This window comes from Kaistia dalseonensis (assembly GCF_030814715.1).
GTDB lineage: Bacteria > Pseudomonadota > Alphaproteobacteria > Rhizobiales > Kaistiaceae > Kaistia > Kaistia dalseonensis.
The window spans coordinates 183,462-207,540 of sequence record NZ_JAUSVO010000004.1 but is presented as its reverse complement, the minus strand read 5'-3'; the positions used below and the strand labels follow the sequence as shown (position 1 = coordinate 207,540).

Here is a 24,079-nt window from a genome sequence, read left to right as displayed (position 1 = left end):
ATTCCGGCGTCCGGTTAGGATGGACTTTACGGCTCTGGCCCCAAATGACGCCGAGACGATCTCGAACTCTGATCGACTAATGCAAAAGCGTAAGTATCTCTTTTATACGCGCTCCCTCTCCGGTGGTGGCGCCGAACCGATCTGGGCGCTGCTCGCCTCGCTCTTTGCCGAGCGCGGCGACGAAGTCGTGCTCGCGATCGACGAGGAAGGCGACGGGTCCGCGCTTCTGAGCCCCCTCGTCCGGCTCGAAATTCTCGGCACGGGCAATGCCCGCAGCACGCTCGCCGCCGCCCGATTGCTGCGCTCGTTCAAGCCAGACGCCACGCTGACGGCGATCACCGGCAATGCGGTCAAGCTCGCCGCGGCGAAGCTTCTCGTCGGGAGCCGGACATCGCTGATCATCTCGTTTCATGGCTTCCTCGAATACAAAACCGGCATGCTCTCCGCCGCCGGCCATTACGGCCTGCCGCTGCTCAGCCGGCTCGCGAGCCGGATCGTCTGCGTTTCCGACGGGCTCACCCGCACCATGATCGAGCGCTGGGGCGCCGATCCCGCGCGGACCGTCCGGATCTATAATCCCGTGCCGGCGCAACAGCCGGTGGCCGACGCGCAGGCACTTCTGGCCCGCCGGCCCATTGTCGTCGCGCTGGGACGCCTCTCGGGCGACAAGGGCTTCGACCTCCTCATCACGGCGTTCGGCGCGGTGTCCACGCCCGGCGCCCGTCTGATCATCGCCGGCAAGGGCGCCGAACACGACCGGCTCCAGGCCCAGATCGACCGTCTCGGCCTCGCCGACCGCATCGAGCTCGCAGGCTTCGTCGACCCCGCGACGCTCTATGGAATGGCCAGGCTCTGCGTCATCGCCTCGCGCTCCGAGGCGTTCGGCCTCGTCGCCGTGGAAGCTCTCTCCGCCGGCCTGCCGCTGGTCGTGACCGATTGCGACGGCCCGCGCGAAATCGTCGATGGCGGCCATTTCGGCACGATCGTGCCGATCGGCGACACGGCGGCGATGACCCGCGCGATCGATGCCGCACTGGCGATGCCCGGCGACCCGGCACCTCGGATCGAGCGCGCGCGCATCTTCTCCGTCGAAGCCGGGTTCAACGCTTGGGCGGACCTGCTCGACGAAGTCCTCGCCCAGCGCTGAACACGCTCAGGACGAACCGTCGCGCAGCGCCTCGGTGCGTGGCGGCGCCGCCTTGCGGGCGAGGCGGCGGTGGCGGTCGAACAGTCGCGGCATTTGCGTGCGCGTCGAATAGGGCAGCACCTTCTTTCGGATCGCGGCCGGATCGAGCTTGCGCTCGCTCATTTGCTGCCGGAGCGCGAGAAAGCCCTCCCTCAGCCGCTCGGCCGTCTCCGCCGCACTCTCGGACCGATCGACCAGGAACCCACTCTCGCCATTGATGACGAGCGAATCGAACTGCGGCAGGCGGACAGCACCGATCGGGCGGCCGCTCGACAGCAATTCGAGCAGGAAGCACGGCATGCCCTCGAAATAGGAGGTCAGGACACCGGCATGGCAGTGGCGCAGCACGGCGGCGACGCCGGCCGAATCCTGGAAGCCGTGCAGCACCGTATAGGGTGCGATCGCCTGGAATTCGGGGAAGCGATGCGGATCGCTGGTGCCGACATAGTGGAACTCGAACTTTCCGCCGAGCGACCAGTGCAGGCGCCGCATGGTCTGGAACATCAGCCCCGGATCCTTGAAGCTGTCGAGCCGCCCCGCGAAGACGATGCGGAATATGTCGTCGTCCGGGAACGGCGCCGCCGTGAATCGGTCCATGTCGACGGAAACGGTCAGCAGCTCCGATTTCGACAGGAGCCGCGGCGCGATCTTCTTGAAGCGCTCGATGATGCTGGCATTGACGCAGACGATGCGGCTCGCGAGCGACAGCGCGATGCGCTCATTGACAAGATTCAGATACCAGAAGCGGCGGATCAGTGAATCCATCTTGTCCTTGCGGCTGCCCTCGCCATGCACGATCTGCACGACTGGCCGGCCGATCAGCCGCCCGATCAGGCCGAGCTCGAAGCGCTGCAATTCGGTCGTGGCCTCGGGCGCGTCGCCGAGGCGGCGGATCGTGGGCAGATAGCGCAGGGCGCCAAGCGCGAAGCGCAGCGTCACCGACTGGCCGAGCTTCTTCGCTGCGGTGTGGATCTCGCTGTCGGGAATGCGGGCGACGGGCAGGAAATCGACGCTGTGATCGCCGAGCTGCAGCTTGACGGGACGGCCGAGCTCCAGATCGCCCCGCTCGTCTATGCCGACCAGCAGGACGGAGAAATCGGCCGGCCGGCGTTCGTACATCAGGCGGACATGCGTCTCGATCCCGCCGACCTTGCGGCCGCGCGGATCGATCGGGTGCAGCATTGTGAGGCGATGGACCATCGATCTATCCCGCAATCACGCAAACCAGCCGGTCTGCCGACCGTCGCCATTCCGTCGTCGATCAACCCTCAGCATACGATCGTCGGCGCCGCGAAGGCGATAGTTGAAGAAATAAAGCAGCGAGCGCGTATAGCGCCGGACCAGGCGGCGCGGCTCCTGTAGCAGCCGCCAGGCCCATTCGAAACCGGCTTTCTGCCAGACGACGGGGGCACGGCGGGTTTCGCCGGCGATGAAATCCAGCGCCGCGCCGACACAGATGAACATCACGCCGGGCACGCGGCAGACAGCCAGATTGGCGAAGTATTCCTGCTTCGGGGCGCCGAGCGCCACGAAGCAGATCCGCGCGCCGGATGCCGCGATGCGCTCCGCCGCCACGCGCGCCGCCTCGCCCTCGGGATCGAAGCCGAATGGCGGCGATTCCGAGCCGGCGATCGCGAGCCCCGGAATCTCCTTCATGAGGCGCGCGGCCGCCTTGTCACGCACCGCGTCGGCCGTGCCGAAGAGGTAGATCGGCACGCCGGACGCGGCAGCGGCGCGGCTGAGCGGCAGCACCAGATCGGCGCCCGTTACGCGGTCGACGGGCTCGCCCAGACCCTTGGCCATGGTGACGACGGGCGCGCCATCGGCCGAGACATAGGAGGCGCGCTGGTAGGCGGCGCGAAAGCGCGGCTCGTCGCGCAATTTTACCAGATGATCGAGATTGAGCGTGAAGACCGTGCCGCCGCGACCGGCGAGCGCGTCGTCGACGACATGGGAGACCAGTTCGTCCTGGTCGCGAATGTTGAGCCTGCCTTCGGCCATGCGAACGAGATCGTTCAGGGGCTGATAGGAGTTATGTCCATACTGGGGCATGATCGTTGGCGCGAGGCGCCCCCTTCTTTGTGTCGGGTCACCCAGCCGCAAGGCTCGTGCCATGACCGGCGGAACGGCGCGACGCGCCCCGCCGATGGCATGGCCGGCGCAAGCCATGAGCGGCCCGGCGTCGAATTCCTCATGGAAAATCAACGCTGCGCGCGATCGAGCGTGAATCTGGCCCGCCGTCCGGCACCGTGGCCCGGGACTTGCGAAACATGGCCAGAACCGGAACACTTCGAAGGCCCCACCGTGAAACTGTCCCGTCGTGAAACACTTTTTGCCTTAGCGGGACTCGGCCTTGCCGGAAAGGCACAGCCGGGCTTTGCCGCGCCGGCATCACTCGGCGCGATTGCGGCGGAGCAAGGGCTCCTCTTCGGAACCTCCATCGCCAGTGACACGCTCGCCGATCCGGCGCAGGCCGCGCTCTACCGGCGCGAGGCGCGGATCTTTACCGTCGACTATGCGATGAAGTTCGGCTTCCTCCGTCCCACGGCGGACAGCTTCCAGCCCGGCGAGGCCGACGCGATCCTGGCCTTTGCCCGGGCCTCCGCCATCCCCGTGCGCGGCCATACGCTGGCATGGAACGAAAGCCGGCCCGACTGGCTGATGGCGCTTTCGACTGCCGAGATGCGCGCCGCGCTCGACCGGCATATCGACGAGACGGTCGGCTATTTCGCCGGCCAGCTGCATTCCTGGGACGTGGTCAACGAGCCGTTCTGGCCCGGCCACCGCCTGCCCGGCCATTTTCGCGATGGCCCCTGGCTCGATGCCTTTGGCGAGGACTATGTGACCCGCGCGTTCAAGCGGACCGCAGCCGCCGATCCGGCCGCGCGGCTCGTGCTGAACGAGGCAATGACGGAGGCCTGGACCGAGGACGGCGCGCTGATCCGCAAGAGCCTGCTCGGTCTCGTCGACCGGCTGCAGCATGACGGCGCGCGGCTCGACGCGGTCGGCCTGCAGGGCCATCTGCTGCCGCAAAAGCCCCATGACGACGCGGCCTTCGCCGATTTCGTCGCCGAGCTCGCGACCCGCAAGATCGACATCTACATCACCGAACTCGATGTCGACGACACGGTCTTTCCCGATGATATCGGCGCGCGGGATGCGGCCGTAGCCGAGCACTACCGGCAATTCCTCACGGCCGTGCTGGCTGTTCCGGCGGTCAAGATGGTGATCACCTGGCAGCTCGCCGACAGCGCGAGCTGGTATGATCACGCGGCGAGGGAAGCCGATCCCGACGCGACGCGATTGCCCCGCCCGCTTCCCTTCGACGCGCATTTCGCGCCGAAGCCCGCGCATGGCGCAATGAGCGCGGCCTTCACCGCGCGCCGGCCGGCTTAGGCGAGCACCCGGAAATGCCGCTGCAACCGCTCGACCAGCGCCAGCCGATCCTGATCGGCCGAAGCGTTCCAGCGCGCCAGATTGGCGGCGGCGAGCGCGGCCGCGCGTTCGAGATCGCCCGCCCGGGCGATGATCGCATCCGCCGCCTCGCCGGGCCGGGCCGGATCGACCAAGAGGCCGGAGGCGCCCAGCACCTCACGGAAGACCGGAAGATCGGAGGCGATGACATCGAGGCCGCCATGCTGCGCCTCCAGCAGCGTCAGGCCGAGCCCTTCATCGTGCGAGGTGGAAATCAGCGCGTGGGCGGAGCCGATCAGCGCGCGGACGGCCTCAGCCTCCTGATAGCCGTGCAGCGTCACATGCGGGTCCGCTTGCAGCGCCGTCGTCTCGTCGCCCCAGCCGAAACGGCCGACAATGTCGAGATGCGCATCGATCCCGCGCGCGCGGAGCGCGGCGACGATCGCCGCCGAGGCCGCGAGGTTCTTGCGCGGCTCGACCGTGCCGATCGCGATCAGGCGGAGGGGCGTGCCCGCTCGCCAGACGCGCGGCGGCCGCGCCGGATCGGCGACGCCGAACACGTCGCGGATGCGCGGGCGATAGAGTGTGATCTCGGCATCGGGCCGGACGAAGCGCGCCAGCTCGGAGCGCGTCGTCTCGGAATTGGCGAGGAACCAGGGCAGGCGCTTCACAGCATGGGCAAAGGCCGGCGCCATGTAGATGCGCGCGCGCCAGTTCAGATCCTGCGGCCGCGTCAGCAGGAAACAATCGTGAATATAGGGGATGACGCGGGCGCCGAAGAGCGACAGCGGGATGGAGGGCGGAAAGCCGGGGCAGAGCGCCAGCGCGTGACGATCGACGGCGAGCCGCGCGGGAAGGCGGAGCGTCTGCGCCGCGATCATCCGTGCGGTGCCGCTGGCCCGGATCGGGCGGATCGGCAGCGGCGCGAGTGCTTCCTGCGAGAAGAGTTCGAGCGTGATGCGTTCGAGCCCCGTCACGAAGCGGCCGAGATGGCTCTCATCGACATAGATGATCGGCTGGCCGGCCATGATCAGACGGGAACCGCGTCGCGTGCGACCGTCGTCCCGGCCGGCAAAGCGCGCGCCGCGACGATGCCGCGCAGTTCGGGCACGAGATCGCGCAGATCGGCGAACATGGCGACGATTTCCGGCGCATTGGCCTCCGCCGCGTCGACCACCATCACGATGTCGTCGGCGATTTCGGCGAGCGAGCGGAAGAGCGCCGGCGGGCAGGACGGGCCGAGGTCGACGAGCACATGCTGAAAACCGTCCGCCACATCATCGATCGTCTCGACGATCCGCGCGCCATATCCGGCGATGCGATGCCTGAGCGCGCCCGAGGCCGCCGGCAGCAGCACGATCGTCGTGCCGGGAATGGTCGTGCCGATCGCGGCCGGGTCGGCATCATCGACCTCGACATCGACAATGCCGTGCGCCGCGCCGTCGATGAAGGCCTCGCCGACCGTGACGGGACCGTCATTGGCGTCGAGCAGCAGCGTCTGGACGCCGCCCTCGGCCATGGCGCGGGCGAGGCCGAAGGTCACGGCGGCGATTGCGCCGCTCGCGGCCGTGCCGAAGACGACATGGACAGCAGGCCCTTCCGTCTGGTCGGGCCGCGTCAACACGCCGGCAAGCTGCGCCAGCGCGTCTGCCGCTTGGTCGGCAAAGGCGCGCATCGCCTCGGCCGCAACGCCCTCCGGCAGGCCGTCGCCCTCGACGAGGCCAACTGGCATGGCGAACTCGGCCAGAATATCGTCGCCCTCGGCGGCGGCGGGAGCGAGCGGCGGCGCGGCGGCAGCGGCATTTTGGGCCGCCTCGGCCTTGGCCCGCATGGCGAGAATACGGGCGCGGCCGCGATAGAGCGCGAGCGAAAGTCCGACGCCGAGGCCGCCGATCAGCGCCAGGCCGAGAATGATCTTCTTCTTCGGAGCGGTCGGAACCAGGGGCACCTGCGCGGGAGAGACGATGCGCGCATCGGAAACCTGCAGGTTCTCGAGCAGTCCGGTCTCCTGCGCGCGGGCGACGAACGCCTTGTAGACATCGCGCCGCATGCCCGCCTCGCTCTCGAGGTCACGGAGCGCGACGCTCGCCTCGCTCGTGTCGCTGACGCGGCGCTTCGCATCCGCCATGGCCGCAGCCGTGCTCGCCGCCTGCGCCGTGGCGAGATCGGCATCGACCCGCGCCTTGTCGGCCAGATTGCGCAGCTCCTGCATGATCAGGCTGCGCGTGCGGGCGATATCGGCGTCAAGCGCCGCCATTTTGGGGTGTCGGTTGCCGAGCGTCTGGCCGAGTTCGGCCTGCTGCTTCAGGGCGAGCGCATATTCGAGCTTCAGCCGGCCGAGCACGGGCGAATCGATCGTATCGAGCGCCGATGCGAGGCCGTCCGCGCCGGAGCGCATGATCGCCGCAAGCGTCCTCTGCCGCTCGGCCGCACTGTCGGCCTTCAGCTTCGCCGCGATATAGGCCTCGTTCAGCTGCTTCAGCGTCTGCTCGTCGAGCGGCCGGCCATCGACATCGACCATGCCATGCGACTGGCGATAGGCTTCGACGCGCTGGTCGGCGTCGCGCGCCAGCGCCTTCAATTCGTCGATCTGTTTCAGGAGCAGCGCATTGGCCTGGCGCGCCGTGCTCTGCTTGGCCTCGGTCGAGCTTTCGATGAACGCCTCGGCCACGGCCATGGAGAGCCGGGCGGCCTTTTCGGCCGACATGGACGATACGATGATATCGATCACGAAGGTATCGGCCGAACGCTCCGCGCGGACATGCTCGGCAAAGGAACGCAGCACGGCATCGGCATCGCTTGCATTGCCCGTACCGCCGAACTCCGGATCGTCGATCAGATGCTCGCGGTCGATGACCTTGCGCAGCGTGGCCGAGGCCGTGACGAGATCGACCTGCGTTTCGATCCAGCCGGCATCCGTCCCCTGCGTCGGCTGCACGACGTCCGTGCCGACGATGCGCTTGTCGCGCGGATCGAGCAGGACGCGGGTGGCGCCGGTATAAATCTTGTCGGCAAAGGTCGCATAGGCAAAGCCGGCACCCAGAAACAGCAGCGTGCAGACGAGGATGGTGAGCCATTGGCGGCGCAGTTGCGCCAGCACGTCGGAAAGCTCGACCTGATCCGCGCTCGCATCAAACAGCCCGCCGGGCGCTGCGGCCCGGTCCGGCGTTCGATCTGTCGGGCGGAAGGCCGTGGCTGCCATGTCGGTCCGTCGGGGGCGTCAACAGGCGCGCAATCATCGTCTATGGGCCGGCGCACCGAACGGCGAGCCAATATGGCCGAAACTGCATTAATGATCCCTAAACGATGTTCGATTGCGGCAAACCTTCCCGATCTGCCGGTTAAGATCAAATTAAACACAATGAATTCGACATATATTGAGACGTTACTTTGACCAACAACAATAACAAAAGTGCCGGACAAGCCTTCGACGTCCAGAACCGGCGCGGGCGCCAAGACGCGTCGTATTTTATTCAGGTCCTGGCCTCTGTTTCCGGCCGGGGCGCCGCCTTTTCTCTTGCCGGCATCGCGCCTCAGCGCCGGATCAGCCTTGGTGGCACCGCATGAGCATGCGCGCCGCCGCTCCCGACAGAAAACTGCATCTCGATACGCTGCGCGGGATCGCCTGCGTGCTGCTCGTCGCCTATCACGTCATCGGCAACGATATCGAGCACGGGCTCCAGGTGGGCGACGGCAGCCCATGGCGGCTCTTCACCGAGCTCTTCATGCATGTCCGCATGCCGCTCTTCTCGTTTCTCTCCGGCTACGTCTTTTCGCTCGCCGTGCCGGATCTTGCCGCGCTCAATTTCGCGATCGGAAAGAAATTCCGCCGGATCGGCATTCCGTTCGTGGTCGTATCGAGCCTGTTCTATCTGCTCTTCGGCCTGACCGGCGGCGGCTTCGCCACGCCGATGTGGCAGATCTACCTGCTGCCCTATGAGCATTATTGGTATCTGCAGGCGACGCTCCTGATCATGGTCAGCCTGCTCGTCGGCAATTTCGTGATCGGCGATCATGCCCGGGCCTTCGCAACGGTGCTGTTCCCGGTCGCCTGCGCCGTCTTCATCGCGGCCTGGACCTTCGATCCCTACGATATCTTCGCGCTCGGCTCGGCGCTCTATCTGCTGCCCTATTTCCTGCTCGGGCAATTGCTGCGGCTCTGGGGCGTGGAAAGCCATGTCGGCGATGTCGAGACGCGCCGGCGGCGCGTCCTGCTGCCGCTCGGCCTGCTGCTCGCGGCGCTGTTCGTGCTCGACCTGATGCAGCTTGAAGGTCTTGCGACGCTCGATTTCGCCCGCCAGTCGGCCCTCGGCCTCCTCTTCGGCGTGACGGCCTGCCTGTTCCTGTTCTTCCTGCGGCTGCGCTCGCGGGTGCTCGCCGCGATCGGCGTCTATTCCTACAGCATCTATCTCTTTCACGTCTTCTTCACCGCAGCGCTCCGGAAGCTCGGCCATGTCGTGTGGCCGGACATGCCGCGCGGCCTCTTCTTCACCGCTGCCCTGATCGCCGGCATCAGCCTGCCGATCCTACTGCACAAGGTCGTCATCCGTCATCGCGTGGCAGCACTGCTGCTGCTCGGCATCGACAAGCGGCCACGCCGCGCACCGCTGCCGGGCCGCCCGGTCGCCGCCACTCTCCCCGCCAAGGCAGCGACGCCATGATCCGAGCGGCCACGAAAGATTTCGCCTTCGTCCCGCGCCCGAGGGCGGCCCGCACGCCGCTCGCCGCCACGCTCGCGACCGCGCTGACGCTCGCGGCCGTGGCCCTGGTCTATCTGATCTCGGCCAAGGTGCTGCAATGGGCCGGCCTCCCCTATGCCTCGAGCGGTGGGTCGGCGCTGGCGAAATTTCATCCCGCGACTTTCGTCGCGTTGGCGGCGCTCGCGCTCTGGGCGGTGGCGATCGGCCCCTCGCGGCTCCTCGCGCGGATCGCGCTGGAACGGCCCGGCCTCATCGTCTTCGCATTCGCCATCGCACTTTTGACCTATCAGGCGTCGGCCGTGCAGAACCTGCCGCTTTCCGCGATCGCCGATACCTTCGTGCTCCCGCTGGCGCTGTTCATCTCGATCGCGGCCCTGCCATTGCCGATCGCCGAGCGGCTCATGCTCGCCCTGCATGCGCTGTTCCTGCTCAATTCGACCATCGGCTATTTCGAATATTTCACCGGGCTGCGGCTCACCCCTTTCTATGACGACGGCAAAATCCTGACCTATGAGTGGCGCGCCACGGCGCTGCTCGGCCATCCGCTGAGCAATGCGATGCTGACCGGAATCTATCTGCTGATCCTGACCGGGCCGGGCGGCAGGCGGTTTCCGCTGCCGCTGCGCGGCTTCCTGCTCGTCTATAATCTCGGCGCCATGACGGCCTTTGGCGGCCGCGCCGCGACGGTCAGCCTGCTTGCGATCCTGGCGCTGAAGGCCGGCCTTGTCGGCCTCGGCATCCTGGCCGGCCGCCGTTTCAGCATGCGCTCCATGGTCGGAGTGCTCGTCGCCGTCATGCTGGTCGGGCTGCTCGGCATGTTCATGGTCCAGAGCGGCTTCTTCGACAGTTTCATCGGCCGCTTCCAGGATGATTCCGGCAGCGCGGCGACGCGCGTCGCCATGTTCCATGTCTTTGACGGCACGAGCTGGCACGATTTCATCTTCGCGCCCGATCTCGACCATATCGGTGCCAACCAGCACCGGCTCGGCCTCGCCATCGCGATCGAGAGCTTCGTCGTCGCCTTCTTCGCCTATTACGGCGTGATCACGACCGTCCTGTTCTTCGCCGGGCTCATCGCCTTCGTGGCCGAAATCCTGCGCCTCGTCGGACCAGCCGGGCTGCTGCCGCTCGGCTATTATTTCGCCGTCTCCTCGACCTCGACCGGCATCGCCAACAAGACGATCGACTTCGCGCTCGTCACCGCCATGGTGCTCATTCTGCTCGACCGCCGCTTCATCGCGGCTGTCATGCCCCAACGCGCGCCCGCCGGCGCGGGACATCTCCTGCCATGCTGATCCGCCAGACCATACGCTACTTGCCGGCCCAACTGCTCTCGCCGGCCTTCCAGCTGCTCTCCATGATCATGTGGACCTACTGGCTGCAGCCGGGCGAGATGGGCACCTATGTGCTCGTGTCCGCGACGCAGGAATTCGTCAACCTGATCGCGCTTTCCTGGTTCTCGATCTACGCGCTCCGCTTCATGCCGTTCGAGCGCGGCGCGGCCGAGCGAGCGGACTATCTGCAGACCGAAGCCTCGATCCTCGCCATCTCCGTGCCGGTCAGCATCGTCGCCGCCCTCGCGACGACGCTCATGCTGAGCCATGCCGAATTCAACTGGCAGTCGATCGCGATCATCGCCTTCTTCTATGTGACGCGTGGCGCCAACAGCCATTATTCCGAGCGCGCCCGGGCCCAGTCGAATATCGGCGCCTACACCATCCTGCAGACCGTGGGCCCGATCCTCGGCTTCGCGCTCGGCCTCGCTTTCGTCGAGCTGGTCGCGCCGACCAGCAATATGCTGCTCTTCGCCTATGGCATCGCGCAGTTGATCGCCCATCTCGTGGCCGCACCCTTGATCGGCTTCGCGGTCCTGCCGCGCGTCCTGCGCGGCTCGATCGTCCGGGCGGCCTTCTCCTATGGCGGCCCCGTGCTGATGCTGTTCGGGCTCGGATGGATCGCGGAGAACAATTTCCGCTATATCGTCGAGCATGTCTCTGGCGCCACCGCCTTCGGCTTGATGGCGGTCGGCTGGGGTCTCGGGCGGCGCTGCGCGTCATTCGGCGCGATGCTCGTTGCGGCGGCCGCCTTCCCGATCGCCGCGCGCCTTCTGAATGAAGGCCGGCGGCAGGAGGCCTTCCAGCAACTCGGCACCAATGCGAGCCTGCTGATCGGCGTCATGGCGCCCACCGTCGCCGGCCTGATCATGATCGGCGCGCCGGCCACGCAGCTCCTGATCGCGCCGCTCTACCGCGAGATGACGGCAACCATCTTGGGGCTTTCCGCGCTGGCCGGCGCGATCCGCTTCCTGCATGTCCATGTCACGGACCAGATCTTCGTACTCGAAAAGCGCATCGCCTATGCCACGATCGTCGATCTCGTCGAGATCGTCGCGACGGTCGCGCTCACCACGGCCGGGCTGCTGATCCATGGCCCCGTGGGCGCGGTGATCGGCGCCGCAGCGGGATCGGCAATCGCGGCGATCGTCAGCGCCGCCCTGGCGGTCGGGCGGATGGGCTTCGTCATCCCGTATGTCGATATCGGCAAGATCCTGCTCGCGACCGTCGCCATGACGGTCGGCCTCCATTGGATCCCGCCCGCCCAGTCGATCGCGGCGCTGGTGGCGACGATCCTCGCCGGCATGGCGATCTATGCCGGCGCGATCGCACTCGCCTATCAGGCTGATGCCCGCCGCATCGCAATGCGGCTCATGTCGCGCCGCATGCCCGCGCCGGTCTGAAACCCCGTGCCGATCAGGCGGCGCGCCCCATGAGCCGGCGCACGAAGCGCTCCAGCGCGGGATGGCGCTTGATGCCGGCCTTCGCCGCCGCCTTGCACGCGGCAAGGGCCACGGCCGGCCGCCCGCGCCAGGAAAGCGCCTGATAGAGTTCGACCAGCGGAATGGTTTCGGGCCCGAAACTGCGTTTGTAGGGATAATCGCCGATCCCGAAATCGAAGGTGCGGAAGCCACCCCGCGACAGCGCCTCCATGCTGCGCTCGATCACCAGCCGTCCCGGCGAGCAATTCGACCATTCGTCCAGCGCGGCCGAGATGCGCACGAAGGTCAGATGGTCGCCGGAGGCGACACCGAGCAGGCCCGCCACGAGTTTATCGCCCGCCGTCAGCGCGGCGAAAATCACCGAGCCGTCGTCGAGGCCGTCCCGCAGCAGCGCGCGATAGAAGCCGGCATAGAGCGGATCGTCGAGCAGATAGGGCAGACCGAGCCCCTTGATCCGCGCACTCTGCTGGATTTCGAGCTGGCCATAGCGGCGCAATGCTTCGTCGAGATCGGTGATGACATCGAAGCGGGCGCGTTCGTCGCGCGTGAAGACACGCCAGAAACGGCCGAGTTCCTTGCGCAAATGCTTGTCCTGTGCGCGCAGCCAGCCCTCCCAGTCCGTCTCGACGCGCAGATAGCTGCCGAAGAGCGACGAGGGCCGGACGGGCAGAGCGAGCGCGAGCGGATTGGGCCGCCCGTTCATCTCGGGCAGCATCTTCTCGAACAGGACGCAGTCTGCCGCCGGCAGTGCCTTGCGGATGGCGGCCCAGAGCGCCAACGCCTCGCGCCGATCCTGTGGCGCAGCGATACCCGCGAGCGGCGCGTTGTAGTCGGAGACGTCCAGATCGGCGAATTCGAGCTGGCGCAGGCCGCCGACCTTGCGGATGACGAGCGGCAGACCGAGCGCCGGCCGGCCCGCCGCATCGGCGACATGGACGAGCACGGGCGTGACGCCCGGCCTGCTGCCGAAGGTCTCGTACCAGCGCGCCAGCCAGCGCGCCGACTGGAACGGCGAGCCTTGCGGCGCATCGAACAATGGCCGCCAGAGATCGGCCGCATCGCTCCAGCGCGCATGGATGCTCACGCGCCAGTCCGCCGATCCCGCATCGGTTCTACCGACTGGCTTCATCGGCCGCGATCAGCGGACGACATAAGCGGGGATGTCGATGATCGTGCCGGGCGCGCCGCGCGCTAGGCGAAAATCGATCGGACGGCGCTTGCGGCGCTCGCGCTTCATCCAGGGGCTCCGCCGCCAACCCGCCTGCAACGCGGCCTTGGCAAGAAAGACGGGGCCGTGAAGCGACCGTCCGCCGGGCTGGATGCCGAAATGCTGGCGCAATATGCCATTGGCGACCGTCACCATCTGCGAGCGGCGGATCTCGTCGGTCCAGTGCTCGGTGGTGACCGAAATATTGAGCACGTCGTAATTCTCGACCCGGTGCGGCGCATTGAGTGGCCAGGTCAGCATCTGCCCCGGCTCCAGGTCGAAGACCAGCGCATCGCGGTCATAGAGGGGATCGTAGCGCATATCGACCTCGACGCCGAAGAGCGCGATCTTCTCGAGCTCCGCCTGCGGCAGATAGGGCTCGGCGGCGGGATAGAGATAGACGCGCTTGCGGCCGGAGATTTGCCATAGCGACTGGCCCGGCAGGTCGGCGTGATAATAGACCTGCGCGTTGGGCGAGGAGATCAGGATGCCCATGCCGCGATTGAAGGTGTCGAAACGCGGCACGCGCCGCGCCATTTCCTCGAAGATCGCATCGAGCAGTTCGCCATAGCGCTGATCGACCGTCTTCACATTGCGCAGGTTGAGCCACATCCGCCCGGCGCCGATCGCCTCGATGACTTCCTGGCCGTTGAGATCGCCGACTTCGCCCTCGCGCCATGTCCTCTTGGCGTCGCCGCGATTGCCCGTATGGACGAGGGCATAATGTTCCTTGGGGAAACGCTGGATCAGTTCGGCCAGCGCCTGGCGCGTGAAGAGCGGATTTTCGTGCAAGCCATGTTCGATCAGCAGGGGCTCCTTGCCCCAGCGCGCGACATTGCCCTTATCCCAGTTCCGCAGAATGGCGTCGGACATCTGGCTCTCCCGGCCCTTTCATCTGTCGCCGGATAACTAAGTCCGTTCCACCGAAATTACCAACAATTCGCGGCATTAAGGTAAAGGTGCGGCGCCTTGCCCGACCTCTTGCCGTCACGGGCCGGCCAGGATCGGCGGGATCGCGATTTCCTCGACGAGCACAACGGAACGGGGCTGCGCCAGATGGCTGGTCACGGTCTCCCGCGGCACCGGGACGAGGACGGCGGAATCGATCGCGACATGCCAGGCCCGGCCCGGACGCGGCACCGGAAAGGTGACGCGCTTCGCCTCAGCACCGGCATGGAGCAGGACGAGCACCTGATCATCTGCCTCCGCCGCGTGGAAACGGATGAGCAGCGTGCGGGCCTCCGCCGCATTCCAGCCCGCCACGTCGAGTTCGGCACCGTCCGCATCGAGCCAACTCACATCCGGCGCGTCACCGGCCACGGTCGCCCGACCGGTCAGCGGGCGCGGATCGTGCAGTGCCGGATGGGCGGCGCGGCGTTCGATGATCCGGCACGCAAAGTCGAACAGGTCGCGATCGGCCTTCGCCCAGTCGAGCCAGGCGATCGGCCCATCCTGGGCGTAGGCGTTGTTGTTGCCGTTCTGGCTCCGCGCCAGTTCGTCGCCCATGGAAAGCATCGGCGTGCCGCGCGAAAAGATCAGCGCGGCGAGCAGCGCCGCCATGTCGGCGCGGCGGCGCGCGATGATGGCCGGATCATCGGTCGGCCCCTCGACGCCATTGTTCCATGACTTGTTGTCGTCGGTGCCGTCGCGATTGCGCTCGCCATTGGCGTGGTTCTCCTTGCGCTCATAGGAGACCAGATCGGCGAGGGTGAAGCCGTCATGGGCGGTCACGAAATTGACGCTGCGCGAGAGCGGCCGATGGCGGCCGGCGAAGATATCGGCCGATCCCGCAACACGCGTCGCCAGTTCGCCGAGCATGCCGGCATCACCGCGGAAGAAACGGCGCATCGTATCGCGGTAGCGATCGTTCCACTCGCCCCAGCCCGGCGGAAACCGGCCGAGCTGATAGCCGCCCATGCCGACATCCCAGGGCTCGGCGATCAAGATCAGATCGCGCAGCAGCGGATCCTGCTCCATCGCGGCGAGGAAGGGCGCGGCCGGATCGAAGCCATCGGCGCGGCGCGCCAGCGTCGTCGCGAGGTCGAAGCGGAAGCCGTCAATGCCGGTGCGCTCGACCCAGATGCGCAAGGCATCCATGACCAGCCGCAACACAGCCGGCCGATCGACGGCCAGGACATTGCCGCAGCCGGCCTCGTTGGTGTAGTAGCGCCGGTCATCCGGCCACAGCCGGTAATAGCTCGCATTGTCGAGGCCGCGCATCGAGACGGTCGGCCCTAGTTCGTCGCTCTCGCCGGAATGGTTGAAGACGACATCGAGGATCACCGCGATATCGGCCTCGTGCAGCGCCGCGACGCAATCCCGGATTTCAGCCAATCCGCCCGGCGCCAGGCGCGGATCGGGCGCGCAGTAGGCGATCGGGTTGTAGCCCCAGTAATTGTTGAGGCCGAGCGGCGGCAGATGGCGCTCGTCGAGCCAGGCGGCGACTGGCAGCAACTCGACCATGGTGATGCCGAGTGCCTTCAGATGGGCGATCGCGGCGGGATGGGCGAGACCGGCAAAGGTGCCGCGCAGCGCTTCCGGAATGTCCGGATTGAGCTTGGTGAAGCCGCGGACATGCAGCTCATAGATGACCTGGCGCCGCCAGGTGATCGGGCGGGCCAAGCGCGCGGCGATCGGCGCCGGCGCCGTCACGATCGCCTTCGGCACGAAGGGCGCGCTGTCGACCGCGTCGAAGGGCTGCCCGAGCCGGCGCGCATCGAACAGCGCGTGATCCAGCGTGAACGGCCGATCCAGAGCCAGAGCATAGGGATCGACGAGCAGCTTGGCGGGGTTGAAGCGATGCCCGTCCTCCGGTCGCCACGGCCCCTCAGCCCGCAGCCCGTAGCGCATGCCTGGCTGCACGCCGGCAATATGGCCGTGAAAGACATCGCCCGTTCGCACCGGCAGGCGGATGCGCCGGGTCTCCTCCGCGCCGTTCTCGTCGAAAAGGCATAGATGGATCGCCTCGGCATGGGCGGAGTGAACCGCGACATTGACCCCGGCATTGTCGGGCGTGACACCCAATGGCCCAGGCGCCCCGATACCGACCCCGTCCTGCATCAGCGCTTCGTCTCCCCTCACTGCGGAATGGCGACCATCGAGCGATAGAGCGCGGCATAGGTTGCGGCCGGACGGCTCCAGGAGACATCCGTCTTCATCGCGTTCTTCTGCATAGCCTGCCAATAGGGCTTGTCGCGCCAGAGCTCGGCCGCCCGCAGGATCGCGGCCTCGAGGCCGGCCGGTGTCACCGATCCGAACTGGATGCCCGTGCCGATGCCAGCCGCCCGCGCCACTTCATTGGCGTCGATGATCGTATCGGCGAGGCCGCCGACGCGCGCGACCAGCGGGATCGCGCCATAGCGCAGCGCGCAGAGTTGCGTCAGGCCGCAGGGCTCGAAGCGCGAGGGAACGAGGATCACGTCGCTGCCGGCCTGGATCTGATGGGCGAGGCCTTCATTATAGCCATTGACCATGGCGACCCGGCCGGGATTGAGCACGGTGGCATAGGCAAGGCCCTCCGCGATCGTGGCATCGCCCGATCCGAGGATGGCGAGCTGCGCGCCCGTGCCGAGCAGGATGCCCAGCCGGTCGACGAGCAGGTCGAGCCCCTTCTGCCAGGTTAGCCGGCTGACGACACCGAAGAGCTGCGCGTCCGGGTCGATTGCAAGACCCAGCCGTTCCTGCAAGGCCGCCTTGTTGGCGGCGCGCGCCTCGATCCGCTTGAGATCGAAGGGCGCCGCGATCAGCGGATCGGTCGCCGGATCCCAGGTGGTCGTATCGATGCCGTTCAATATGCCGGATACGACGGCCGCGCGGCTGCGCAGCAAGCCGTCGAAGCCCATGCCGCCCTCGGGCGTGCGGATCTCGGCCGCATAGGTCGGCGACACCGTGGTGATGCGATCGGAGAGCTGCAGGCCAGCCTTCAGATAGCCGATCGTGCCGTAATATTCGACGCCATCCATGCCGAAGGCGTAGGGCGGCAGGCCGATCGCGGAGAGGAGCGACGGGGAAAACTGGCCCTGGAAGGCGAGATTGTGGACCGTCATCACGGTCGGCGCATGCGGCTCGCCGGAATAATGGAGATAGGCGGCGGTCAGGCCCGTTTGCCAGTCATGGGTATGGACGACATCCGGCACATAGAGCGGCGCCCGGCCGAGGCCGAGATCGGCGGCGACGCGGGAGAGTGCCGCGAAGCGCTGGGGATTATCGTGCCAGTCCTGCCCGTCCGCGCCGAGATAGGGATTGCCGGCCCGGTCGAAGAAGCGCGGCGCGTCGAGCACGAGCAGATCGAGCCCCTGCACCGTGGCCCGCACCAGGCGGGCCTCGACGCCGAAGAGATCGGCATAATGATAGACCTCGGTCGAGGATTCGACCGCCGCCATCACCGCCGGATAGCCCGGCACCAGCGTCGTGACGGCCACGCCCTCGGACGCGAGCGCGGCCGGCAGCGCGCCGACCACGTCGGCGAGCCCGCCCGTCTTGACGAAGGGGTAGATCTCGGACGCGACCGACAGGACTTTCAGAGCCTTCATTCCCTTCGGACGCCTCATTTGTCGAGTGCATCGATCATCGGCTGGGTGATCAGGCAAATGCCGTTCTCGGTGCGGCGGAAGCGCTTCGCATCGAGTTCCGGATCCTCGCCGACGACCAGCCCCTCGGGGATCTGTACCCTGGAATCGACGACGACGTTGTGAAGGCGGGCCGAGCGGCCGATCTCCGCATAGGGCAGGATGACGCTGCTCTCGACATGCGAATAGGAATTGCAGCGCACGCCGGTGAAGAGCAGCGCCCGGTTGAGCGCCGCGCCCGAGACGATGCAGCCGCCCGAGACGAGCGAAGACAGCGCATAGCCGCGGCGGTTCTCCTCGTTGTGGACAAACTTGGCCGGCGGCGTCACCTCGCCATAGGTCCAGATCGGCCAGTCGCGGTCATAGAGATCGAGATCCGGCACCACGCTGGTCAGGTCGATGTTCGCCTCCCAATAGGCATCGACCGTGCCGACATCGCGCCAATAGGTGATCGATTCCGCGCGCGAGCGGACGCAGGAATCCTCGAAATGATGGGCGATGGCCTTCCCGTTCTTGACGATGTTCGGGATGATGTCCTTGCCGAAATCATGGCTCGAATGGGGGTCGTCGGCGTCGCGCTCCAGTTCCTCGATCAGGAACTTGGTGCTGAAGACATAGATGCCCATCGAGGCGAGCGCCCGATCCGGCTTGTCCGGCATGGCCGGCGGATCCTTGGGCTTCTCGATGAAGGAGAGGACACGGTCGGTCGCGTCGACATGCATGACGCCGAAGCCGGTCGCCTCCATGCGGGGCACCTCGAGGCAGCCGATCGTCACATCGGCGCCGGAATCGACATGCTGCTGCAGCATGCCCTCGTAATCCATCTTGTAGATGTGATCGCCGGCGAGCACGACGAAATAGCGCGTGTCGTAGTCCTTCAGGATGTCGAGGTTCTGATAGACCGCGTCGGCGGTGCCTTGATACCACTGGTCCTCGGCGACGCGCTGGCTGGCCGGGAAGATATCGAAGATCTCGTTGCGCTCGGGACGGAAGAAGTTCCAGCCGCGCTGCAGATGGCGGATGAGGCTGTGGGCCTTGTACTGCGTGGCGACCCCGATGCGGCGGATGCCGGAATTCACCGCATTCGACAGCGCGAAATCGATGATCCGCGACTTGCCGCCGAAATAGACGGCCGGCTTGGCGCGCCGATCCGTCAATTCCATCAACCGGCTGCCGCGCCCTCCCGCGAGCACGAAGGCCATGGCGTGGCGCGCGAGCGGCGCATTCGTTCCAGACCGTTCCATCCCTTGATTCCTCCCAAACGCGCTTTTTGAACGCCGGTGCTACTGGATAAGATCGGCTTTCGCCGCTGGATCATATTCGAGGAAGAGCGTGGAGAGCGGCGGCAGGATGAGGTCCGCCGAGGCCGGCAATCCGTGCGCGGGCAGCGCCGACGCCTCGACGGCGCCGAGATTGCCGAGACCCGAACCGCCATAGATCGAGGCGTCGGAATTCAACACCTCGCGCCAGCGCCCGGCATGGGGAAGGCCGATGCGATAGCCATAGCGCACGATGGGCGTGAAATTGCAGATCACGACGATCGGCCGATCGTCGGGGCCGCCGAAGCGCAGGAAGGCATAGACCGACTGGTCCTTATCGTCGGCTACCACCCAGCGGAAGCCGTCGCCCTCGCAGTCGCGCGCATGCAGCGCCGGCCGCTCGCGATAGGCGCGATTGAGGTCGCGAACGAAATCCTTGACCCCGGCATGGAGGGGATAGTCGAGCAGGTGCCATTCGAGGCTCTGGTCGAAGTTCCACTCGTTCCGCTGACCGAACTCCTGCCCCATGAACAGGAGCTTCTTGCCGGGATGGCCCCACATCAGCCCGTAATAGGCGCGCAGATTGGCGAATTGCTGCCATTCGTCGCCCGGCATGCGGCCGAGGATCGAGCGCTTGCCGTGCACCACTTCGTCATGGCTGAGCGGCAGCACGAAATTCTCGGAAAATGCGTAGAGCAGCCCGAAGGTCAGCTTGTCGTGATGATAGCGGCGATAGACCGGATCGAGCGACATATAGTCGAGCGTATCGTGCATCCAGCCCATGTTCCACTTGAAGCCGAAGCCGAGTCCTCCGCTATGCACAGGTTGCGAGACGCCCGGCCATGAGGTCGATTCCTCGGCAATCGTCGTGGTGCCGGGATGCTCGCCATAGGCGAGCTTGTTGACGCGCTGGAGGAAGGCGACGGCATCGTTGTTCTGGTTCGAGCCGTCGGGATTGGGCAGCCATTCGCCGGGCTTGCGCGAATAATCGAGATAGAGCATCGAGGCGACCGCATCGACGCGCAGCCCGTCGACATGATAGCGATCGAGCCAGTAGAGCGCGCTCGCCGACAGGAAATTCGCCACCTCGCGCCGGCCGAAATCATAGATCGCCGTGTTCCAGTCGGGGTGGAAGCCGCGGCGCGGATCGGAGTGCTCGTAAAGCGGTTTGCCGTCGAAATGAGCGAGGCCGTGCTGGTCGGTCGGAAAATGCGCCGGCACCCAATCGAGGATGATGCCGAGCCCGGCCTGATGCGCGCGATCGACGAAGCGCGCAAAGCCGGCGGGATCGCCATGGCGGCGCGTGGGCGCGAAGAGGCCGATCGGCTGATAGCCCCAGGACGCATCGAGAGGATGCTCGGAGACCGGCATCAGCTCGATATGGGTGAAGCCCATCTCGACCGCATAGGGCACGAGGCGGTCGGCCAGTTCGTCATAGGTGAGGAACTTCCAGCCATCGTTCTTCTGCCACGAGGCGAGATGCACCTCGTAGGTCGACATCGGCTTGCGGCGCGGATCGCCCTTCGACCGCGCCTCGAGATAGTCATCGTCGTTCCAGCTGAAATTGTCCGTCCGCGTCACGACGGACGCCGTGGACGGCCGCATCTCGCTGCCGAAGCCGAACGGATCGGCCTTCAGCGGCAGCACGACGCCGTCGGGACCGACGATCTCGAATTTGTACATCGTGCCCTCGGCAAGAGCGGGCGCGAAGATTTCCCAGAGGCCGCTGTCGATGCGCTTGCGCATCTGATGGCGGCGGCCGTCCCAGGCGTTGAAATCGCCGACGACGGAGACGCGCAACGCATCGGGAGCCCACACCGCAAAATGCACGCCCTCGACATTCTCGTGCCGCATGGGATGGGCGCCGAGCCGCTCATAGAGCTGGCGGTGCGTGCCTTCGACCAGGAGATAATCGTCCATCGGCCCGAGAATCGGACCAAAGGCGTAGGGATCGGCGAAAACCCATTCCCCGCCCGCATTGCGCGCCTTGACCCGGTAGGGAAAGCGCTGCCGCCTTGCGCCGACCAGCGCCTCGAAGAAATCGGTGTGTCCGCGCCGTTCGAGCACGGTGATGCGCGCACCATCGAGGCCGACGATCTCGACGGCCTCGGCATCGGGAACAAAGGCCCGGACGGCAAGCCCGTCCGGGGTCTCCTGCAAACCAAGAAGGGAGAATGGATCTCCGTGGCGAGCTGCTACCAAACTCTGAACATCGGCTTCGTCAGCGCGCCAACTCTTCATTGCAACTCCCTAACGCGTCCTCATCCCGCCGGCGTCACGGGTACGTTCCAGATCTCCCGCGCATATTCCGCAATGGTGCGGTCGGAGGAGAACCAGGCGACCCGAGCCGTATTCGTGAGGCTCGCTTTCCACCATGCTGCTCTGTCCAACCACAACGCGTCAACGTCTCGTTGAGCTGCGTAGTAAGAATCGAAATCCGCCGTCACCAGGAAGTAGTCGTGATGGCGCAAAGCCGTGGTCAGCGCGGCGAAGCGGGCGGGCTCGCCCGGCGAGAAAATTCCGTTCTCGATCGATTCGAGCACATCGGCCAGGCGGCGCGAATTGGCGATCGTGCCGCTCGCGTCGATTCCCTGCGCGCGCCGCGCGGCGACTTCGGCCGTCGTCAGGCCGAAGATGAAGATGTTGTCGTCGCCGACATGCTCCTTGATCTCGACATTGGCGCCGTCGAGCGTGCCGATCGTCAGCGCGCCGTTGAGGGCGAGCTTCATGTTGCCCGTGCCCGAGGCCTCCATGCCGGCGGTCGAGATCTGCTCGGAGAGATCGGCGGCCGGAATGATGATTTCCGCGAGGCTCACATTGTAGTTCGGCAGGAAGACGACCTTGAGCATGTCGCGCACGGTCGGATCGCTGTTGACCACCTGCGCCACGTCATTGGCGAGCTTGATGATCAGCTTGGCCTGATGGTAGCTCGCCGCCGCCTTGCCGGCGAAGATCTTGACGCGCGGCACCCAGTCCTTGTGCGGCTGGGCCTTCATCGCCTGATAAAGCGCGATCGTCTCCAATATGTTGAGGAGCTGGCGCTTGTATTCGTGGATGCGCTTGATCTGGACGTCGAACAGCGCGTTCGGATTGACACGGATATCCAGCCGGTCGCGGATCAGCTTGGCGAGCGCGACCTTGTTGTGGCGACGCACCGCGCCGAATTCGGCATGCAGGCCGGGATCGCCGACATGCGGCATCAGCCGGTCGAGGCCGGTCGGATCATCAAGGATGGCCGGCCCGCAATTCTCGACCAGCAAGCGCGTCAGGCCGGGATTGGCCTCGTGGAGCCAGCGGCGGAAAGTGATGCCGTTGGTCTTGTTGTTGATACGGCCGGGATAGACCGCGTCGAGATCGCGGAAGATCGTCTCCTTGACGAGATCCGAATGCAGCGCCGAGACGCCGTTGATCGAATGCGAGCCGACAAAGGCGAGATGCCCCATGCGCACGCGACGGCCGGCATTCTCGTCGATCAGCGAAACAGAGGAGAGGAACGAGCCCTCGGGCGAGACGGTCTTGGCCTTTTCGAGATGGATCGCGTTGATCAGGTAGATGATCTGCATCTGGCGCGGCAGCAGCCGCTCGAGCAGCGGCACCGGCCATGTCTCGAGCGCCTCCGGCAGGAGCGTATGATTGGTGTAGCCGAGCGTCCTGACCGTGATGCCCCAGGCCTCGTCCCACGGAATGTCGCGGACGTCGACGAGGATGCGCATCAGTTCGGCGACGCTGATCGCCGGATGCGTGTCGTTCAGATGGATCGCGACCTTGTCCGGCAGCGAGCGGATGTCGCCATAGGTGCGGACGTGGCGATAGATCAGGTCCTGCAGCGAGGCGGAGACGAAGAAATACTCCTGGCGCAGGCGCAGTTCCTGGCCGGCCGCGCTCTCGTCGCTCGGATAGAGGATCTTGGAAATGGCCTCGGCCCGGACCTGCTCGACCAGCGCGCCGATGTGATCGCCCGAATTGAACGCGTCGAGGCGGAGCGGATCGACCGCCCGCGCCGACCAGAGGCGCAGCGTGTTGACGTGGCGGCCGCGCCAGCCGGGGATCGGCGTGTCATAGGCAACCGCCTCGATCGTCTCGGAGGGATGCCAGATATAGCGGGCGATGCCGGTCGGCCCCATCTGGGCCTCGACCGAGCCGCCGAACTGGATGTCATAGACGACCTCGGGACGCTCGAACTGCCAGGGATTGCCGAAGGAGAGCCAGTTTTCGGGATATTCCTGCTGCCAGCCGCCCTTCACCACCTGCCGGAAGAGGCCGTGATCATAGCGGATGCCATAGCCATAGGCTGGGATGGAGAGCGAGGCCATCGAGTCCATGAAGCAGGCGGCGAGGCGGCCGAGACCGCCATTGCCGAGCGCCGCATCGGGCTCGACGGTGCGCAGACGGTCGATATCGACGCCGAGATCGCCGAGCGCGGCGCGGAAGCTCTCGGTCAGGCCGAGATTGTTCATCGCGTCGAAGAGCAGACGACCGATGAGAAATTCGAGCGACAGGTAATAGACGCGCTTCAGTCCCTCGGCATAGGTCGCCTTGGAGGACGCGATCCAGGGATCGACCATCTTGTCGCGCACGGCGAGCGCGGTGGCGAGGAACCAGTCGCGGTCGCTGGCGGTTACTGCGTTCTTGCCGACCGAGTAGGTGAGCTTGGCGGTAATCGCCGCGCGCACGGCGGCGACCTCGGCCTCGAACACCGGCGAGGGTGGCGTGGGCTGGGTCGACTGGATCACAGCTTCTGTCGTCATTGCGGCGTCTCTCATCGTTAAGCCTCGTCCCCGGTCGCCCGATTGTCTCATCCCGTTATCGGCATGCTGGCGAAGGCGCCATGCCGATAAGTCCGAAATGCCATGCAACAAGGATGCCGCCCATTTTGCAGGCACCCGCGCGCTGGCGCAAATTAGAGCATGACCACGCCGCAACCAAAGCCCTTGACGTTGCGTTTGCTGTTCAGGCTAGCGGACGTCCC

Annotated in this window: 17 protein-coding genes; 6 read left to right on the top strand and 11 right to left on the bottom strand. The window is 66.1% G+C overall.

What is annotated here, in order from left to right; genetic code table 11:
- The first annotated feature begins 79 nt into the window (after positions 1–79).
- Positions 80–1,147: a glycosyltransferase gene (locus QO014_RS14785; RefSeq protein ID WP_266349494.1), complete on the top strand. Its 1,068-nt coding sequence runs from the start codon at positions 80–82 to the stop codon at positions 1,145–1,147.
- Positions 1,148–1,153: 6 nt separating this feature from the next.
- On the opposite strand, the gene QO014_RS14780 is transcribed toward QO014_RS14785, so the two are convergent.
- Positions 1,154–2,386, bottom strand: coding sequence for a glycosyltransferase (locus QO014_RS14780; protein WP_266349493.1), 1,233 nt, complete (start codon positions 2,384–2,386; stop codon positions 1,154–1,156).
- A gap of 15 nt (positions 2,387–2,401) precedes the next feature.
- Positions 2,402–3,187 (bottom strand): WecB/TagA/CpsF family glycosyltransferase, encoded by a 786-nt coding sequence (locus tag QO014_RS14775; protein ID WP_266349492.1) that lies wholly within the window; start codon positions 3,185–3,187, stop codon positions 2,402–2,404.
- Positions 3,188–3,490: 303 nt separating this feature from the next.
- Between QO014_RS14775 and QO014_RS14770 the strand changes: the two genes are divergently transcribed.
- On the top strand, positions 3,491–4,582 hold the full coding sequence (locus QO014_RS14770; RefSeq protein WP_266349491.1) for an endo-1,4-beta-xylanase: 1,092 nt from the start codon (positions 3,491–3,493) through the stop codon (positions 4,580–4,582).
- Here QO014_RS14770 and QO014_RS14765 read toward each other — a convergent pair.
- Positions 4,579–5,628 (bottom strand): glycosyltransferase, encoded by a 1,050-nt coding sequence (locus tag QO014_RS14765; RefSeq protein ID WP_266349490.1) that lies wholly within the window; start codon positions 5,626–5,628, stop codon positions 4,579–4,581. The two genes, QO014_RS14770 and QO014_RS14765, sit on opposite strands and share 4 nt — an antisense overlap.
- Positions 5,629–5,630: 2 nt before the next feature.
- Positions 5,631–7,802 carry a Wzz/FepE/Etk N-terminal domain-containing protein gene (locus QO014_RS14760; protein ID WP_266349489.1) on the bottom strand — a complete coding sequence of 724 codons (2,172 nt, stop codon included), beginning with the start codon at positions 7,800–7,802 and terminating at the stop codon, positions 5,631–5,633.
- Between the two features lie 188 nt (positions 7,803–7,990).
- Here QO014_RS14760 and QO014_RS14755 point away from each other — a divergent pair, with 188 nt between their 5' ends.
- Genes QO014_RS14755 through QO014_RS14740 form a run of 4 tightly spaced genes read left to right on the top strand, consistent with a single transcriptional unit; the run spans position 7,991 to position 12,037 of the window.
- Positions 7,991–8,167, top strand: a complete 177-nt coding sequence (locus tag QO014_RS14755) for a hypothetical protein (RefSeq protein ID WP_266349488.1) — start codon at positions 7,991–7,993, stop codon at positions 8,165–8,167.
- Positions 8,164–9,261 (top strand): acyltransferase family protein, encoded by a 1,098-nt coding sequence (locus QO014_RS14750; protein WP_266349487.1) that lies wholly within the window; start codon positions 8,164–8,166, stop codon positions 9,259–9,261. The genes QO014_RS14755 and QO014_RS14750 overlap by 4 nt, the downstream gene beginning before the upstream one ends.
- A complete protein-coding gene (locus tag QO014_RS14745; protein ID WP_266349486.1) occupies positions 9,258–10,595 on the top strand; it encodes a VpsF family polysaccharide biosynthesis protein in 1,338 nt (445 codons plus the stop codon). Before QO014_RS14750 ends, QO014_RS14745 begins: the two co-directional genes overlap by 4 nt.
- Positions 10,589–12,037 (top strand): lipopolysaccharide biosynthesis protein, encoded by a 1,449-nt coding sequence (locus tag QO014_RS14740; RefSeq protein WP_266349485.1) that lies wholly within the window; start codon positions 10,589–10,591, stop codon positions 12,035–12,037. The genes QO014_RS14745 and QO014_RS14740 overlap by 7 nt, the downstream gene beginning before the upstream one ends.
- Positions 12,038–12,050: 13 nt before the next feature.
- Here QO014_RS14740 and QO014_RS14735 read toward each other — a convergent pair whose 3' ends face one another.
- The 7 genes from QO014_RS14735 to QO014_RS14705 all read right to left on the bottom strand — a co-directional run bounded on the left by QO014_RS14735 (position 12,051) and on the right by QO014_RS14705 (position 23,858).
- Positions 12,051–13,160 carry a GNAT family N-acetyltransferase gene (locus QO014_RS14735; protein ID WP_266349484.1) on the bottom strand — a complete coding sequence of 370 codons (1,110 nt, stop codon included), beginning with the start codon at positions 13,158–13,160 and terminating at the stop codon, positions 12,051–12,053.
- Between the two features lie 54 nt (positions 13,161–13,214).
- The gene (locus QO014_RS14730) at positions 13,215–14,156 is read right to left on the bottom strand and encodes a hypothetical protein (protein ID WP_266349483.1); all 942 of its coding nucleotides are present in this window, start codon (positions 14,154–14,156) and stop codon (positions 13,215–13,217) included.
- A 114-nt stretch (positions 14,157–14,270) separates the two neighbouring features.
- Positions 14,271–16,343: a glycogen debranching protein GlgX gene (gene glgX, locus QO014_RS14725; RefSeq protein WP_266349482.1), complete on the bottom strand. Its 2,073-nt coding sequence runs from the start codon at positions 16,341–16,343 to the stop codon at positions 14,271–14,273.
- A 17-nt stretch (positions 16,344–16,360) separates the two neighbouring features.
- Positions 16,361–17,815 (bottom strand): glycogen synthase GlgA, encoded by a 1,455-nt coding sequence (gene glgA, locus QO014_RS14720; RefSeq protein WP_266349481.1) that lies wholly within the window; start codon positions 17,813–17,815, stop codon positions 16,361–16,363.
- Between the two features lie 14 nt (positions 17,816–17,829).
- On the bottom strand, positions 17,830–19,095 hold the full coding sequence (gene glgC, locus QO014_RS14715) for a glucose-1-phosphate adenylyltransferase (protein ID WP_266349480.1): 1,266 nt from the start codon (positions 19,093–19,095) through the stop codon (positions 17,830–17,832).
- 39 nt (positions 19,096–19,134) lie between these two features.
- Positions 19,135–21,351 carry a 1,4-alpha-glucan branching protein GlgB gene (gene glgB / locus QO014_RS14710; RefSeq protein ID WP_266349479.1) on the bottom strand — a complete coding sequence of 739 codons (2,217 nt, stop codon included), beginning with the start codon at positions 21,349–21,351 and terminating at the stop codon, positions 19,135–19,137.
- Between the two features lie 20 nt (positions 21,352–21,371).
- Positions 21,372–23,858: a glycogen/starch/alpha-glucan phosphorylase gene (locus tag QO014_RS14705; protein ID WP_266349478.1), complete on the bottom strand. Its 2,487-nt coding sequence runs from the start codon at positions 23,856–23,858 to the stop codon at positions 21,372–21,374.
- Positions 23,859–24,079: the final 221 nt, after the last annotated feature.